Source organism: Mediterraneibacter hominis, assembly GCF_014287475.1.
Taxonomy (GTDB): domain Bacteria; phylum Bacillota; class Clostridia; order Lachnospirales; family Lachnospiraceae; genus Mediterraneibacter; species Mediterraneibacter hominis.
This window is the reverse complement of sequence record NZ_JACOPF010000003.1, coordinates 46,411-61,700: the sequence shown is the minus strand read 5'-3', so window position 1 is coordinate 61,700 and position 15,290 is coordinate 46,411. Positions and strand designations below refer to the sequence as shown.

At 41.9% G+C, this 15,290-nt stretch carries 12 protein-coding genes; 1 reads left to right on the top strand and 11 read right to left on the bottom strand.

Annotated elements, in window-relative coordinates:
• Positions 1–15: 15 nt before the first annotated feature.
• Complete coding sequence (locus H8S37_RS13280; protein ID WP_243207196.1) at positions 16–1,698, bottom strand: OPT/YSL family transporter; 1,683 nt, start codon at positions 1,696–1,698, stop codon at positions 16–18.
• A gap of 203 nt (positions 1,699–1,901) precedes the next feature.
• On the bottom strand, positions 1,902–3,128 hold the full coding sequence (locus tag H8S37_RS13275; protein ID WP_186876549.1) for a PucR family transcriptional regulator: 1,227 nt from the start codon (positions 3,126–3,128) through the stop codon (positions 1,902–1,904).
• A 225-nt stretch (positions 3,129–3,353) separates the two neighbouring features.
• On the opposite strand from H8S37_RS13275, the gene H8S37_RS13270 reads away from it, so the two are divergent.
• The gene (locus tag H8S37_RS13270; protein ID WP_186876548.1) at positions 3,354–3,854 is read left to right on the top strand and encodes a QueT transporter family protein; all 501 of its coding nucleotides are present in this window, start codon (positions 3,354–3,356) and stop codon (positions 3,852–3,854) included.
• A 143-nt stretch (positions 3,855–3,997) separates the two neighbouring features.
• Here the strand turns inward: H8S37_RS13270 and H8S37_RS13265 are convergent, their stop codons facing one another.
• The 9 genes from H8S37_RS13265 to H8S37_RS13225 all read right to left on the bottom strand — a co-directional run bounded on the left by H8S37_RS13265 (position 3,998) and on the right by H8S37_RS13225 (position 15,201).
• Entirely contained in the window at positions 3,998–6,436 is a 2,439-nt protein-coding gene (locus H8S37_RS13265; protein WP_186876547.1) for a C39 family peptidase, read from the bottom strand.
• Complete coding sequence (locus H8S37_RS13260; protein WP_186876546.1) at positions 6,437–7,606, bottom strand: class I SAM-dependent methyltransferase; 1,170 nt, start codon at positions 7,604–7,606, stop codon at positions 6,437–6,439.
• 195 nt (positions 7,607–7,801) lie between these two features.
• Positions 7,802–8,326, bottom strand: a complete 525-nt coding sequence (locus H8S37_RS13255; RefSeq protein WP_186876545.1) for a transcription repressor NadR — start codon at positions 8,324–8,326, stop codon at positions 7,802–7,804.
• Between the two features lie 38 nt (positions 8,327–8,364).
• Entirely contained in the window at positions 8,365–9,216 is an 852-nt protein-coding gene (gene nadC, locus H8S37_RS13250; RefSeq protein WP_186876544.1) for a carboxylating nicotinate-nucleotide diphosphorylase, read from the bottom strand.
• A 36-nt stretch (positions 9,217–9,252) separates the two neighbouring features.
• A complete protein-coding gene (locus H8S37_RS13245) occupies positions 9,253–10,440 on the bottom strand; it encodes an L-aspartate oxidase (RefSeq protein ID WP_186876543.1) in 1,188 nt (395 codons plus the stop codon).
• 18 nt (positions 10,441–10,458) lie between these two features.
• Positions 10,459–11,364: a quinolinate synthase NadA gene (nadA, locus tag H8S37_RS13240; RefSeq protein ID WP_186876542.1), complete on the bottom strand. Its 906-nt coding sequence runs from the start codon at positions 11,362–11,364 to the stop codon at positions 10,459–10,461.
• Between the two features lie 179 nt (positions 11,365–11,543).
• Complete coding sequence (locus tag H8S37_RS13235; RefSeq protein WP_186876541.1) at positions 11,544–12,533, bottom strand: D-isomer specific 2-hydroxyacid dehydrogenase family protein; 990 nt, start codon at positions 12,531–12,533, stop codon at positions 11,544–11,546.
• A 29-nt stretch (positions 12,534–12,562) separates the two neighbouring features.
• Positions 12,563–13,990: a Na+/H+ antiporter NhaC gene (nhaC, locus tag H8S37_RS13230; RefSeq protein ID WP_186876540.1), complete on the bottom strand. Its 1,428-nt coding sequence runs from the start codon at positions 13,988–13,990 to the stop codon at positions 12,563–12,565.
• A gap of 44 nt (positions 13,991–14,034) precedes the next feature.
• A complete protein-coding gene (locus H8S37_RS13225) occupies positions 14,035–15,201 on the bottom strand; it encodes a trans-sulfuration enzyme family protein (protein ID WP_186876539.1) in 1,167 nt (388 codons plus the stop codon).
• Positions 15,202–15,290: the final 89 nt, after the last annotated feature.

Below are 15,290 nucleotides of genomic sequence, written 5' to 3'. Positions count from 1 at the left end.
TCTCCTAATTATAATTTATTTTTTTTTGCTTCCAAGAGCAAGCGTTGCCGTAAAGAAGCTGTATAGAGCTGCTCCTGCCAGTGCGCCCGCACCCAGAATATTGAGTGTATGTTCGTTTTCTTTATTTTTCTTAACAAGAACCGCGCGGATAATCAATGCAACGATTATCGTAAGACCATTGATGGTGCTTCCTACGAGAAGACCTGTTGCAAAAAGAATTCCTACCTGCCGAGAGCCGCCGAGCAGTTGAATAATTGCCCCTGGAATCGCCCATATAAGAAGCCATTTTGCGACTGCTCCTCCTGCGCCTGCTTCAATCGTTGCCGCAAAAGTAGCATCTACCGGTGCATACAGCCCTTGTGAAAAGTATGTACGTGCGAGAAGCGCTACCATAACAAACGCAACCGTAAATCCAACAATTTCTGAAATAAATTGCTGTTTTCTTCCTACTTTTTCTAACTCGGGATCTTGTCCATTGCCTCTGAGGATATAGCCACACTTTAAGTCATACGCCATATCAGAGAATGCCGGCCCTGTCGCCGCTGTATAGGCTACAAGTACAGCCAGAGGCATGCTGGGGAAGCCAATCAGCATGCCGACCAGAAGAAAAATAAGTGCCGTCGCAAACCCTGGGAACCATCCCGAATACATTGCAGAAATACCTACGATCAGCTCGGAAGCAATCGCCGCAAATGCCGCGTAAATAATCCAGATCACCAGTTTAAATGGGGTCATATCCGACCAGATACCCGTAATCACTGCCAGAGCAATCGCTACAACAAAGTATGCTACATATCCCCAGCCAAGTGCGCTCTTCATATTTCCCATACTACGGCTGAATTTTCCCGCTGCACTTGCATCTTCTCCCTTTCTGGAAAACAACATTCTGCAAACCTGGAGAAGGGCAATCAGACCGGCGCCGATCATGATACCATGCGGCATATACTTAAACATTGTCTGTGACATGAGATCTGCATTTTCTCCAAAAATATTCGTCAAAATCGGAAAGCTCTTACCGAAAATATCAATAATGAAGCCATTTGTATTGAGAACACCAATAACAACACTTCCTGCCCCGAGAGCTGCCATAGCCACAAAGTCGCCAAACCAGGACACACCGAGAAGATCCGTTGGAATGCCAATCACCTTACCACCGACACCAATTACCATTCCTGCCAAAAGCAGCATAGCTTTTTTCCCTTTTTCTACAACTGCTAAGATAGATTGCGCAGAAGCTACTCCCGGAGGCCATGCCCCTTCTGCCGGAAACATCTCCGAATCAAACGTCTTATAAAGAATCGTTGCATCAATGAGCGTCGCAATAAATACGCCAATCAGCATCGGAAACATCAAATCTTCCCTCCCCATGATAACCGGAATACCTATGGGAAGGAGCAAGCTATTGGCTGCTGAAAATGTAGCTCCTGATATAGATGTCTGGATCATATTCTGGCTGTGAATACTCCTGTATTTCCGCAAAAATACCAGAGGTATTCTAGAAAGTATAATCGCAAACAGTGCTCCAACTATTGACGTATTAGGAGCCACTCCTGTACGTACAATCAGTTCCAGACCTATGATAGCACCAAGTACACTCATAATGATATTCAATATAAGAATGTGTGGGGCTAATGCCTTAGGGTGTTCTGCCGCTGTAATATGCAGCTGTTCATACATTTTTTCATTTTTTTCGTCCATTTTCCTCCTCCTTTTCTCTCACTCGGCTTTTTACTCCTTTCAGGTTAAAAAGACATATAGGTACAAAGAAAGCCAATGTGAGGTCACCCACATTGGCTTAACACTTTTTTATTTTAACACTTTATCTAAACAAAGTCTTTATTCTCCAAAACCAATTTTTCGTCTAATGCTTTGTGCTCAATGCACATTTTCCATTATAATTTTTACCTCTCCTCCTTATTTTCTGTTAAATACTCTCGCATCAGACAGATAAATGCCAATTCCTGTATAGTTTGGAAATCTCCCATATCGCATTTTAGTATCTCTTCCATTTTTTTCACTCTATACATCATCGTGTTTCTATGAAGATACAACGTTTCCGCCGTTTGTTTTTTGGAACCGCCATTTCGCAGCAACACTTCTAGCGTCTCTAAAAGATTGGTGCCGTGCTGCCCGTCATATTCTTCTAAGACATACAATCGTTCTTCCACATAACTCCTTACCTGCGGAAGTCTGGAAATTTCCAGCAGCAGCTCTTCATACTTCAGTTCTTCCCGCCACAGAACCTTCTGCTTCACAGAAAGTTTTCCGGCTATCTGTAAAAGCCTGGATATCTGTCTGGCAGCTTCTGACATCCCCAGATATCCATCTATTCTGTCTGAGACAGGTATATAGAGAGCGGTTTCGATTATTTTTTCCAGGTTTTCTATATGATTTCTTAAAGCCTCCCTAAATGGCAGAATCCGTTCTGGCTCACAAAACAGTATCACCGTTTTCTCTGGGAAAGAAATCATTATATAGGTATAATTTTGTTTTCTAAAAAATGCTTCCGTCACCTGTTCTGCTTTTTCTTTTTTCTCTCCAAACCATTCTCTCCCCAGGTGCCGCGGACAAATCTCCAGCATCCTTACTGGTGTCATTGGCCAATAGAGAGAATTCGCTCTGATCTGCGCTTCTTCCTCCCGTTCAAATCTCCCTTGCACAAGGTCAAAATAAAACTTCCGGTCCAGTTCTTTTTTTTCCACCTGTCCTATCTGGTAGCGTGTCTGCATCTCCACTCCGTTCTTTGCCTCCACAATGGCAACCATAACCGGATACACAGTCTCAATAAAACCCAAGGCATTGTTCAGAAAAAAGAGGGGAAAATGCAGCTCATCCGCCAGTTTTAATGCTTCCTCCGGGAAATGATCAAAGAAACGTGTTTTGATAGCCAGCGCTGCGGCGTCCGCCTCATGCAGATCCCGGATAAGGCATAGGAGCTTTTCCTTGTTGTTTCGGATGGCATAACCGGTAGTAATCAGCAGTGTATCCCCCCGAATCCACGGTTTTATGTCCGGCTGCTCCATCATATCATAGGACGCAACGGCATGATCAAGCCCCTCCTTTCCTGCCACCAGCTCTGCCTGTCCATGCTCCCATAATTTTTTTATATCATGTACCGTCAGCTTCACGCTATCACTTCCTTCTTGTCTTAATTTCTATACGATACCATTTTGTCCCCTGATTTTCAATGGCTGAGAGGAAATTTTTAACTACGCTGTCTTGATTTATTACATCTCCCATGCTATACTACCAACCGTAGTAAAGCCCTAAAAATAAGTTTTTTGGCTTTCTGCGAAAAGGAATCGTGTGTTCGAGACCTTCCACACGTAAAACAAAACTAAAGGAGAACAAAAATGAAGAATCTACAGCAAACCAAAGTGCTTTTTATGGCACAGGCGGCTATGATTGCCGCTATCTACACCGTACTCACACTGCTTGGCGCATCTTTTTCCTATGGAGAAGTCCAAGTCCGTATCTCAGAGGCACTGACCATTCTTCCAGTATTTACCCCTGCGGCAATTCCAGGACTGTTTATCGGCTGTCTGCTCAGTAATATTCTTGGCGGATGCATCATACCAGATGTTATTTTCGGTAGTCTGGCAACTCTGATCGGTGCGTTTTTTACATGGAAAATCCGCAGTCTGAACAAATTTCTCGCCCCTCTTCCTCCGATTGTCTCCAATATTTTGATCGTACCCTTCGTACTGAAATATGGATACCAGCTTCCTTTTCCCATTCCGTTTATGATGCTGACAGTTGGAATCGGAGAAATTGTTTCCTGCGGTATTCTCGGAATCGTACTTTATACAGCATTGAATAAATATAGACATATTTTATTCAGAAGCAAGTTTTAAAAATAAATCCAGACAAAAATAAAGCTTTCGTATACGGAACAAAGGTTTCTCTTTTTTATAAAACCTTTGTTTTCTGTAACGAAAGCTTTGCTTATATCTCTTTCTTTTAGAAAAAATATCAGGAATAAATTCCTACTCTGCTGTCAATGTACATAACCAATAAATGTATTTCCGCTGCCATTTGCCATAGCTTCCATATCATTGACGCTCACTGTATTTTCTTCTCCTGTATCTGGATCCACATAAGTCACGTCTGTTGTAGTATACCCTGTCAGGAGAATGGCATGGCTGGAATCTGTCAGCGCGATAACCGGGCATCCCTTATTGATCACATATAATACCTGATTCAAGGTACAGCCCGTCAAATCTATCTTTTTCGCCTCCGGAGCATACTCCCCCATATATCTTTCACAAGCTTCTAAAGAAGTCTCTCCTTCTCCTTTTTCAAATGCGCCTGCCTCTGTATAGTAGACAAGATCTCTGTTCCCTTTTTCCCATATATATGTCTGATTGGACGAGATTACGACTCCAGAGACCTGCTCCGCCTTTTGAATCGCATATCCTGCTTTATCATATATGGCTGCTAATTCGCCTACACCGTATACATAGAACTTCTCCGACTTACTCTTGTCACTTAGACTAATTGTAATTGGACGCTCCTTCAAGATCTGGTTTGCACGAAGAATTTTCGGAGACTCACTTTTTAACTCTTCATTAAATGTAAACCTTATCTGCGTCTCTTTTAAATCCGTTATGACCGTTTCAAGAGTAACCTTTCTGTCCTTTCTTTCTTCATTATTTGTAATATAATCCGGACTTGATGCATGATAAACCTCTCCACTTTTTACAACCCGATTAATCGTCACCAGATTTTCTTCCACAAGGATATCTGAAATAAACGTCCCTTCAGCGGAATAATTTTTTACTGCTTTGTTTTCAACATCTCGAATTTCCAATTCATACATTGGAGCTATCTCTTCTCCGGACACTGATTTTCCAGAGTCCTCTGGATGAAGCTTACCATATATAAAATCATTCGCGACAAATCCCAGTGGACGAATCGCATCTCCTTCCGGTGCTTCGATCGTATACTCGTCTCCGGTTGATAAATTTTGAACTTTTATTTCTGCTGCACTGTTCAAAGAGCCGCTGGTCTGGTATGCAAGCAGATGCCCGTCCTCCGATACAGTATATTGACCTTCTTCCAATTCCTCTGCCAGTATTGTCTGTTTGTCGTCTTCCAGATTTATCTGGTACAGAGTTCCTCCTGCCAGTACAAACAGCAATTCCTGTTCATTGTTGTAGTATACCATTTTGCCAAACTCATCTTCCGCTATTGCAAATGATTTCGTACTTGGGATAAACGCCTTTTCTTCTACCGCGTTTTTCCCGCTATTATAATAATACACTGCGACGCCGACTTCTCCCTCGTGCATGCCCCGGTTCATATATCCATATACCGCAAATACCGTACTTCCATTTTCTTCCATACTTATAATACGCACTGCATGCTGGTCATTCCTGCTGCGCACATCATACCCTTCCTTATTCGCAAAACTAAACACCTGAGAAAGTTCGTCTTTTTCTCTGTTATAAATCCACAAATCTCTCTCCTGTACAAATGCAAGTATTGTACCATTACTGTTTGTCTCATAAGGAATGTCGCCTGAAGCGATTCCTAATAAAATCCCATTCTCATCCAACACATTCTGCGTTCCGTCAAACACTTGATTCATACTGCGGTTATAATCCAGCAGATACATTTCTTCTTCGCTTAGCCGTACCCGGAAAAATTCTTTTATATTATACGTTTCTGCCGCGCCTGTATCTCCGATACAAGTTACCTGATATTTCGCGAGAACCGACGTGTATACTGTATTACTTTCCTTGATACTCCATTCCGTCTCTCCGGAAATCCGCGGCGCTAAATCACCCCATAAAATATGCGTAATGTCAGAGTGGATATTTACCGTCTGGTATGTTGTATTGTCGCTCGTCTCATCTGGTTCAAGGTAACTGCTCAACTCTCCTGCATTTGCTTCATCAAACGTCTTATTGTGGAAATCCTGGGCAAATTGTATGCACTCCTTTACTGAAAGCTCATCCTGCCTTTCTATCCGTGTATAATAATAGCTTTCCCCCTCTTCTGTCACTAAAATGATACGCAAAACTGCTTCCTGCACATTTTCATCCAATGCGCCGCTTAAGTCCAGCGTCATCTCATTTTCTTGAATATCTTCTGCTTCGCCTGTTTTATACACATCTTCTCCGTCCAGTGAATAAACCTCATACTTTACCTGCTTTACGGGTATTTCTCCGGTTTGAATCCCCATAGTAAGGGACTGATTTACATCCAGAGGAGTAATCGTATCCCGCATTGCGGTAATATCCATCTCTTCTACATAGCCAGACAGTGTATTGACTGTATATCCTTCTACTGTAAAATATATCCGCGGAAGTGTAGGATCCCCTAAATCCACAGTAGCATCGTCTGTACCTCTATTTATAATCAGGCTGCTAATCACAAGCGCCGACAGAAAAACAACAGACAGCACTCCTGCCTTTATCAGTCTTTTCTTCATTTATTTCTCCTTCTTACTGTTAAGCAACTTGCCTAGAACTGGATGTACACAGAGCAATTCCTCGCAGCTTCTAATTTCATTTCCGGCTTTTATCTCTTTGCTGTTTCCATTTCTTTGCTTCCTTTGCACTGCACGTATCAAGATGTTCTTCGGTGTATGTTCCATGTCAATAAACTCCAATATCTGAGTCTCATATCCTTCTCGTTGCAGATATTTTGCCCTAAGTCCATCTGTGACTAACGCCGCCATACGCTCTTTTAAAAGTCCATAATCCAGAATCGGACTAAGTGCTTTATTGTCTATCTGTCTGTTTAATTCATGCTGGCAGCATGGTACAGAAAGAATCACCTTCGCATTCCATCCGACCGCCTTTGCCAGGGCATAGTCTGTAGCCGTATCACAGGCATGAAGCGTCACAACCATATCTATAGCAGTCACACCCTCATAATCCGCAATATCCCCCTTCAAAAATGACAGCTTCTTATAGCCATATTTCTGTGCTAAAGAGCTGCAATGTTCAATCACTTCTGTTTTCAGATCCAGTCCTATAATTTTTATGTCATATCCTTTTAATTCATGCAGATAATAATAAATTGCAAACGTCAGATAAGACTTGCCGCACCCAAAATCTAGAATCGTTATTTCCCTATCCTTATCAAGCTGGGGAAGAATATCCGCGATAAATTCTAGAAACCGGTTAATCTGGCGGAATTTGTCAAATTTTGCATGTACAATCTTCCCTTCCTTCGTCATCACTCCCAAATCTATCAGAAACGGGACTGCCTTTCCTTCCTCCAGTATATATTTTTTACTTCTATTATGAGAAAAATCCATCTGCTGCAAATTATCTGCTGCCTTTCTTTTCTGTACAGTTACTTTCCCTTTTTTGCTCACAAGTACTGTATACTCCGTCATTTTGCTTATCATCTGCATCTGTTTAAATTCCTTCATATAAAAGAGTATCTTTTCCACCGCCTTTTCAGCGCTTAAATTTTCGTGAAATACTTGTGTCTTTGTATATGCCTCAAACTGGAAATAAAATGTGTCTTTCTTTTCAACCGGACGTACCTTTACCTTTCGTATTCCCTCTTTTTCTCTTGGATTACTTATCACAGCACGTATAAAATATCTATCTAAAGCTTCTTCTAATATCTTACCCAAATATTCCATTATGACACCTCTTAAAACCTTTTGCTACAATTATACATTGTAAAGCAATCTGTCAAATCCCGCAACATTTAAAACAGACGCCTTTTATTTGCCGGCATGTCATATTTTACTGCATTTTACTACTCCTATTTTTTAATGAGTAAAAAAAAGAGTTCCTCAATCGGAGCTCTTTATTTCTTATAATCGCCACAGGAGCTATACTTCCACTAAGTCCTGTTCAATCAGGAACCCTTTTTGTGCCAGCATTTCTTCTATCACGTCCAATGTTTCCTCGCTGTCTGCTTCAACGGTATGATAATGGTAATTGGAGGTAATATTCTTCAGAGGACTGGATTTTCCACTCTTAATATCATCTAAAAACCGAAGCGCCGTCCGGCGGGATGTGATATTAAGTTCTGCCTCTAAATGCCCATAAACTTTATGATTTACCATGACATTTAGAATCCTGCCTCCGAGATCTACAATTGAAAACAGTTCCTCTTCCAGATGCTCATCTGTATGCTGAACCTTAAACGTCCGGCTCACACGATAAGGCTCATTCAAAATGTATCCCCTGTTCGTAGAAATAATATCATGTCCTGCCGCACGTATCAGAGCGATGTCCTGCACAATTACCTGACGACTCACATGATAATCAGATGCCAGTCTTTTTCCGGACACAGGAACGCCACTTTGTTTAATTTGATCCACAATTGCATTTCGTCTTTCCTGTCCAGTCATCTGTTCTTTTCCTTTCCTTACTTATATAATACTTTTTTCTATACTGCATGCAGGTTTTTCAAAGAAACATCCAGAATAGGCGCTGAATGGGTCAATGCCCCGCTGGAAATAAAGTCCACTCCCAGATTTACAATTCTGCTGATGTTCTCCTTTGTCACATTTCCAGAACACTCTGTCTGTGCTCTGCCGTCTATAATTTTGATCGCCTCTGCCATATCCTCTGCCGACATATTATCCAACATAATGATGTCTGCTCCTGCCTCAACCGCCTCGCGTACCATATCCAGATTTTCTGCCTCTACCTCTATTTTTCTTACAAACGGTGCGTATTCTCTTGCCATCTTTACTGCTTTTGTTACACTCCCTGCTGCCCCGATATGATTATCTTTTAGCAGTACTCCATCTGACAAATTATAGCGATGATTGTATCCGCCTCCCACACGTACTGCATACTTTTCAAAAATCCGCATATTCGGGGTCGTCTTTCTCGTATCCAGAAGCTTTGTTCTGCTTCCTTTCAATAAAGCCGCTACTGCGTGTGTATAGGTAGCAATCCCACACATTCTCTGAAGAAAATTCAATGCGACTCTTTCTCCGGATAAAAGTACCCGTATATCACCGACTACCTTTCCCATTCGCTGCCCATTTCGCACTTCCTCTCCGTCTTTACAATAAAATTCTACTTTCGTTTCTGCATCCAAAAGCTCGAATACCCTTTTGAATACATCCAGCCCCGCTGCAATACCATCCTGTTTGCAGATTAATTCTACTTCTCCTGTTACAGCCTCCTTCATCACTGCATTTGTACTTACATCCTCACTGGAAATATCTTCTTTTAATGCTTCTAATATCAAGTGGTCTGCCTGAAGCGTCATTGTAATCTTATTCATTTTTTCTTTCCTTTCCTTCTATATACTTAAAGAAACTTACGCGCTCTCTTTTGCTTCCTGTCTGTAACACTCTGTGATTTTTTGTGCCGCGCGCTTCGCAAATACGAGGCTCTCCAGCAGGGAATTGCTTGCTAACCGATTTGCTCCGTGTACGCCGTTGCAGCTCGTCTCTCCAACGGCAAACAGCTGTTCCATCGATGTCCGGCTATTTACATCCACCCAGATTCCGCCCATAAAATAATGCTGTGCCGGAACAACCGGTATACATTCCTTTGTCACATCATAGCCTTCTTCCAGACAGTGTTCATATATATTCGGGAAATGCTTCAAGATCGTCTCTTTGTCAATCTTTTCCATAGAGAGCCATACATGCTCTGTACCGTCTTTTTTCATCTGCTCACGAATCGCCTTTGTTACTATATCCCGCGGAAGCAATTCATCTACAAATCGTTTCTTATCTTTATTATACAGTACTGCTCCCTCTCCTCTGACAGACTCAGAAATCAAAAATCTTCTGCCTGGTTTCTTCGAATATAAAGTCGTTGGATGAATCTGTACATAATCCAAATTTTCCAGACGTATTCCATGCTTTTTAGAAATCTCTACCGCGTCTCCCGTCAGATGTGGAAAATTCGTAGAATGTTTATACAGACCGCCAATCCCGCCACTCGCCAGAATAGTGTAGTCTGCATAGATCTCTATTTCTCCCCATTTCTCATTGACAGCATATACGCCCTCACATCTTCTGTTTTTTTCAATAATATCTGTCATAGTAGTGTACTCGAAAATCTGTACATTTTCAAGTTCTTTTACTCTCTTAAGCAGCTTTCCCGTAATCTCTTTTCCTGTAATATCCTCATGGAAAAGTATGCGCGGCCTGGAGTGTGCACCCTCTCTTGTGTATACGAATTTTCCATTCCTCTTTTCAAATTCAACACCGCTGGCAACCAGATCTTCAATAATTTCCCTGGAACTTCTTATCATAATATCGACAGATTCTTTCCTGTTTTCATAATGCCCTGCTTTCATTGTATCCTCAAAATATGCGGCATAGTCATTTTCATCACGCAGTACACAGATTCCGCCCTGGGCAAGGAAGGAATCGCTGCTTTCTATATCTGATTTTGTCAGCATGATAACCTGTTTATCCGAAGGCAGATTCAAGGCACCAAACAGCCCTGCCACCCCTGTACCCACAATCACCACATCTGCGTTTAATTTCATCTTCTTATCTCCCATTATCTATTTTGCCAGCTCCAGCATACGTTTGAGAGGCTTTTTACATGCTGCTACAGCCTCCTTTGACATATGTATTTCATTTTCTCCCGTTTCAAGTACCCGCCTGATTTTCTCCAGGGTAATTTCTTTCATGTCCTGGCAAACCGGCACAGTCTCTGTAAAATAAAATGTCTTTCCAGGGTTTTCTTTTTCCAACATATACCGCACTCCTTCCTCTGTGCAGACAATAAACTCTTTACAGCTGCTCCGCCCTGCATGGACAATGATACCAGACGTGCTTCCTATATAATCTGACAATTCTAAAATCTCCTGCGGGCACTCCGGATGAGTAAGAATTTCAGCCTGTGGATGAAGTACTTTTAAGTTCTCAATCTCTTTTTTTCTCATTTTTTCATGGATCGGACAGAAACCGTCATTATATATAAAATGTTTATCTGGAACCTGCGAAGCAACATAGTGTGCCAGATTTCTATCTGGTATAAAAAATATATGTTTATTTGGAAGTCCTTTTACTATTTTTACCGCATTTGCCGAAGTCACACAGACATCCGCGTATTGCTTCAGCTCCGCCGTAGAATTAATGTAACAGACTACCGCCAGATCTGTATATTCTGCCCTGATTTTTTGGATCATTTTCTCGTCTGCCATATGTGCCATTGCGCAATCTGCTTCTCTATCCGGCATCAGTACTGTTTTCTCAGGATTTAAAATCTTTGCGCTCTCTCCCATAAAAGAGACCCCACAAAAAACAATTGTCTTTTCCGTTAAAGTTACGGCCACTTTGCTTAAATAAAAAGAATCTCCGATATAATCCGCAATTTCCTGCACTTCACTGTTTACATAATAATGCGCAAGGATTACTGCGTCCTTTTCTTTCTTCAACCGGTTTATTTCATCTATAATTGTCATAATGTCCCTTTTCCTTCCCGTGAATTCACATCATTATAACATATGTTTTTACAAGTGACAAGACATATAACTTTACAATATAGCTTCAGCCCAATAAAAACCTCCCCGAAGTTTTATGTCCGAGGAGGTCTTATTCTTTCCATTTTTATCATTTGTTTTACGACAAATTCTCAGATATGTCATTTTGCAGGAAGCTTTACTTCCAGAGGATTCTCCAGCCCATTTTCAAAACGGTAAAGGCTGTCAAAATTGTACCGCATCATATTTTCTACATCTTTATCCGTATAAAATGCCGTATGAGGAGAAAGTATCACATTAGGAAAGGAACGAAGGATTGCCATTGTCCGGTTTTCAATCACATCTCCCATGCGATTATAATAATACAGACCATCTTCTTTTTCCAAAACGTCCAGCGCTGCTCCTCCGATCTGACCAGATTCCAGACCTTCAATCAGAGCATCTGTATCAATCATACTTCCCCTCGCACAATTCACCAGCATAGCTCCTTTTTTCATATGGGCTATCGTCTGTGCGTTTATCATATGATGGCTCTCCGGTGTTGCCGGTGTATGTATAGTAATAATGTCAGACTTTTCGTACAGTTCCTCCAGAGGAACGTATTCACAGGGCAAATACTCTTTTTCATATATATCATATGCTAATATTTTACATCCAAATCCCGAAAGATTCCGCACTACATTCGCACCAATCTGCCCAGTCCCTATCACTCCCACCGTACATGAAGCCAGATCTTTTCCTATTTTTTTTCTAAGGGTATAATCCTGTACCTCCGCACATTTTAAAATATACAACATGTTCCGCAGGCACATCAAAATCAGCATGACTGTATAATTGGAAACTCCGTCCGGGTCATATTTCGTATTGCTTACACGTATTCCGAGTTCCCCCGCCCTCTTCAGATCAATATGGTCATATCCAATCGATCGGGTCGTGATGTATTTTACTCCCAGGCTATGAAACCTTTCTAGAATCTCGGCGCCCATTTCACAAGGCGTGGTGCTCACCGCATCACACCCCTGCGCCAAATGTGCATTTTCCAAAGTCGGATATTGGGCGCTCCATTCAAAATCAATCCCATACTCTTTTTTCAGCTTCTCTGCCACATCCAGTTCATCAAACTCACGCATTGCATATATAAAAATCTTCATGTTTGGCTCCTTTTGCAATATTCTGTCTTTTATTCTTCTGCCTTACATTCGATTGCGGAGAAATCTCTCGAAGGATCGATCTTCTTCAGTCCAAATCCGGTCAGAATATAAATCAGAGAAATGACCGGCACAAACATCGCAAGGAAATTGTATTGACACATAGGTCCGGCCGATACTCCCAAAACGCCTGCCACAAATACTGGTCCTGTGCTCCACGGCATCAGTGTTCCGCCTAAGGTACCAACATCCTCCATGATTCTCGAAAGATTTTCCGATTTCAAATTATAACGTTTCAGCAAAGGATTAAATAATGTCGCATCCATTACAAACGGGAAATTATAGGTCGGCACTAAGGTAATACCAAGCCAGGTTGTAACATATGCAGAAAGAAGAACGCCTTTTCCTGTTTTAATTCTTCTCACAAGCATATCAAAAATAGGCTGCAAGATCCCTGTACCTGTTAGAATACCGCCTAAACCTAACGCACTGATGAAGATAGAAAGGAGCTTTAACATACTTGTCAGACCACCGCGGTTTAAAATAGAAGTAACCATTGTGTCTTCTGTGTTTGCCACATAACCACTAGTTAGAAAAGTTCCAAGTTCAGAAATCGACACTCCCTGATATACAACAGCAATCGCAGCCGCGAGCAAAGCGCCTACCAGCAGGGACACAACCGTTGATTTCCGCATCAGGATCATCACGATAACAACAATCAGAGGAATCACCGGCAGGAAATTAATATGATACAACCCCTGCAAAGATTCTACAAACGCATCCGCTGCCGCCCGGTCATAATTGTCATTCGCCGTCACAATCCCCATTACGCCATAGACAATCACACAGAGAACCGCCGCCGGAATAGTTGTCCAAAGCATCGCTTTAATATGTACGAAAATGTCTGTCTCTGTCAATGTGGAAGCCAGAATTGTTGTGTCGGAAAGCGGAGACATTTTATCCCCAAAATAAGCGCCTGATATAATTGCGCCAGATGTAAAAGCCGGATTAATGCCAAGCGCAGTCCCTATACCAATCATTGCCACACCTACTGTTCCTGCTGTCCCCCAGGATGTACCGGTAGCCACAGAGATGACACAGCAGAATAAAAAGGTAAACGGTAAGAAAAACTTCGGTGTAATAATTTCCATTCCTCCCACCAGAATGGACGGAATCGTTCCTGCTGCCATAAATGCGGCAATCATAATACCTACAGCTAAAATAATCGCTGAAGAAGGAATACATTTTTTCGCGGATTCATATGCAAAGTCTTCAATCTCTCTGAATTTAAACCCTAAAGGCATTGCAAAAACTCCTGCAAGCAGCCATGACACAAACAGCAGGATTGCAAAATCAATCTTAAACAGAGCATAGCCCAGAGCTATAAACAGTACGATCACCGCAAATACTATAATTGAATACTGCCATGACGGGGTTTTTCTGTTTTTTTCTTTTTCCATAATTACCTCACTCCTATTCATTCCTATATTCTTTTGTATCTCTTTTACCGAATCGCTTTCTCAAATCCTTTTTCCAGATCGGCAATCAAGTCATTTACATCCTCCAGTCCGACCGAAACACGAATCAAATCTGCCGGAATTCCCTTCTCGGCATCTGCATCCTTTGGGCTGATCAAAGAATGTGCCTCTCCTAAGCTCACCCAGTGCTTAAACAGTTTCAGCTCCGGAAGAAATTCGTTGTATAGTGTGTCATGGTCTACATCTAACTGGAAGCAAAGCATTCCCCCAAAGCGCTTCAACTGCTTTTTGGCAAGCTCATGCTGTGGATGTTCCTTAAGTCCCGGATAAATCAGATTTTTTACAAACGGCTTCGTTCCAAGATACGCCGCCAGCTTCTCTGCATTGTCGCAGTGTCTCTCCATTCTCATTGACAGGGTCTGTATTCCGCGCATAATCAGGAAGGAACCAAACGGACTCAGACAAGGGCCAAGCTCTCCCATCATTCTCTGCACCTTATAATAAATCTCATGTTCGTTTGTACTGATCGCACCTCCCAGAGCGTCCCCATGTCCGTTTATGTATTTCGTAACGCTCTCACAGACTACGTCGCATCCTAATTCCAAGGGCCTGCAAAGATACGGTGAAGCAAATGTATTGTCGTTGATATGTTTCGCTCCATACTTATGAGCCAGCTCGCTGCAGCGTTTCAGGTCAATTACCTCCAGCATCGGATTCGTAATTGTCTCTGTCAGAATCAGCGTTGTATCACCTTTCTTTAATTCTCTCTCCAACGCGTCCGTATCTGTCATGTCTATCATGACAACGTCCGCATTTAATAGCCGCGGCAAATCTTCCTTTACAAAAAAATACGTCCAAAGATATAGATCTTTATGACAGATAATACGCGCTCCGTGGTTTAACAACGCCAGGAGTGACAACGTCACTGAAGATACACCGCTTGCTGTTGCCAGCGTATATGCCGCCCCTTCCAAAGAGGCAATATTTGCACAAAGTGCATCTCTGCTGGGATCACCATTTCTCTGATACGTTGTACCGGATGTCACCGACGCATAGATAGGTACCGCCGAACGGTCCGTATAGTTTCCCACATCTATCGCGCGGGTTGAAAAGCTCATCTTTTCATATTCTTTGTTCCTTTCAAAAATATCAGTTCGATCAATCTTGGGCATTAATTCTTCACTCGTTCCCATATTACCCTCCTGTTTCTGCCAGACTCACCAGCGGTTTTTTGATTTAAAGTTATTATATATTTGTTTTTATGAAAATAATATTCGCATTT

Excerpts from the sequence above, each read along its gene's own strand:
- H8S37_RS13280 (WP_243207196.1), bottom strand. The coding sequence starts at position 1,698 with ATGGACGAAAAAAATGAAAAAATGTATGAACAGCTGCATATTACAGCG.
- H8S37_RS13270 (WP_186876548.1), top strand. The coding sequence starts at position 3,354 with ATGAAGAATCTACAGCAAACCAAAGTGCTTTTTATGGCACAGGCGGCT.
- H8S37_RS13265 (WP_186876547.1), bottom strand. The coding sequence starts at position 6,436 with ATGAAGAAAAGACTGATAAAGGCAGGAGTGCTGTCTGTTGTTTTTCTG.
- H8S37_RS13260 (WP_186876546.1), bottom strand. The coding sequence starts at position 7,606 with ATGGAATATTTGGGTAAGATATTAGAAGAAGCTTTAGATAGATATTTT.
- H8S37_RS13255 (WP_186876545.1), bottom strand. The coding sequence starts at position 8,326 with ATGACTGGACAGGAAAGACGAAATGCAATTGTGGATCAAATTAAACAA.
- nadC (WP_186876544.1), bottom strand. The coding sequence starts at position 9,216 with ATGAATAAGATTACAATGACGCTTCAGGCAGACCACTTGATATTAGAA.
- H8S37_RS13245 (WP_186876543.1), bottom strand. The coding sequence starts at position 10,440 with ATGAAATTAAACGCAGATGTGGTGATTGTGGGTACAGGGGTGGCAGGG.
- nadA (WP_186876542.1), bottom strand. The coding sequence starts at position 11,364 with ATGACAATTATAGATGAAATAAACCGGTTGAAGAAAGAAAAGGACGCA.
- H8S37_RS13235 (WP_186876541.1), bottom strand. The coding sequence starts at position 12,533 with ATGAAGATTTTTATATATGCAATGCGTGAGTTTGATGAACTGGATGTG.
- nhaC (WP_186876540.1), bottom strand. The coding sequence starts at position 13,990 with ATGGAAAAAGAAAAAAACAGAAAAACCCCGTCATGGCAGTATTCAATT.
- H8S37_RS13225 (WP_186876539.1), bottom strand. The coding sequence starts at position 15,201 with ATGGGAACGAGTGAAGAATTAATGCCCAAGATTGATCGAACTGATATT.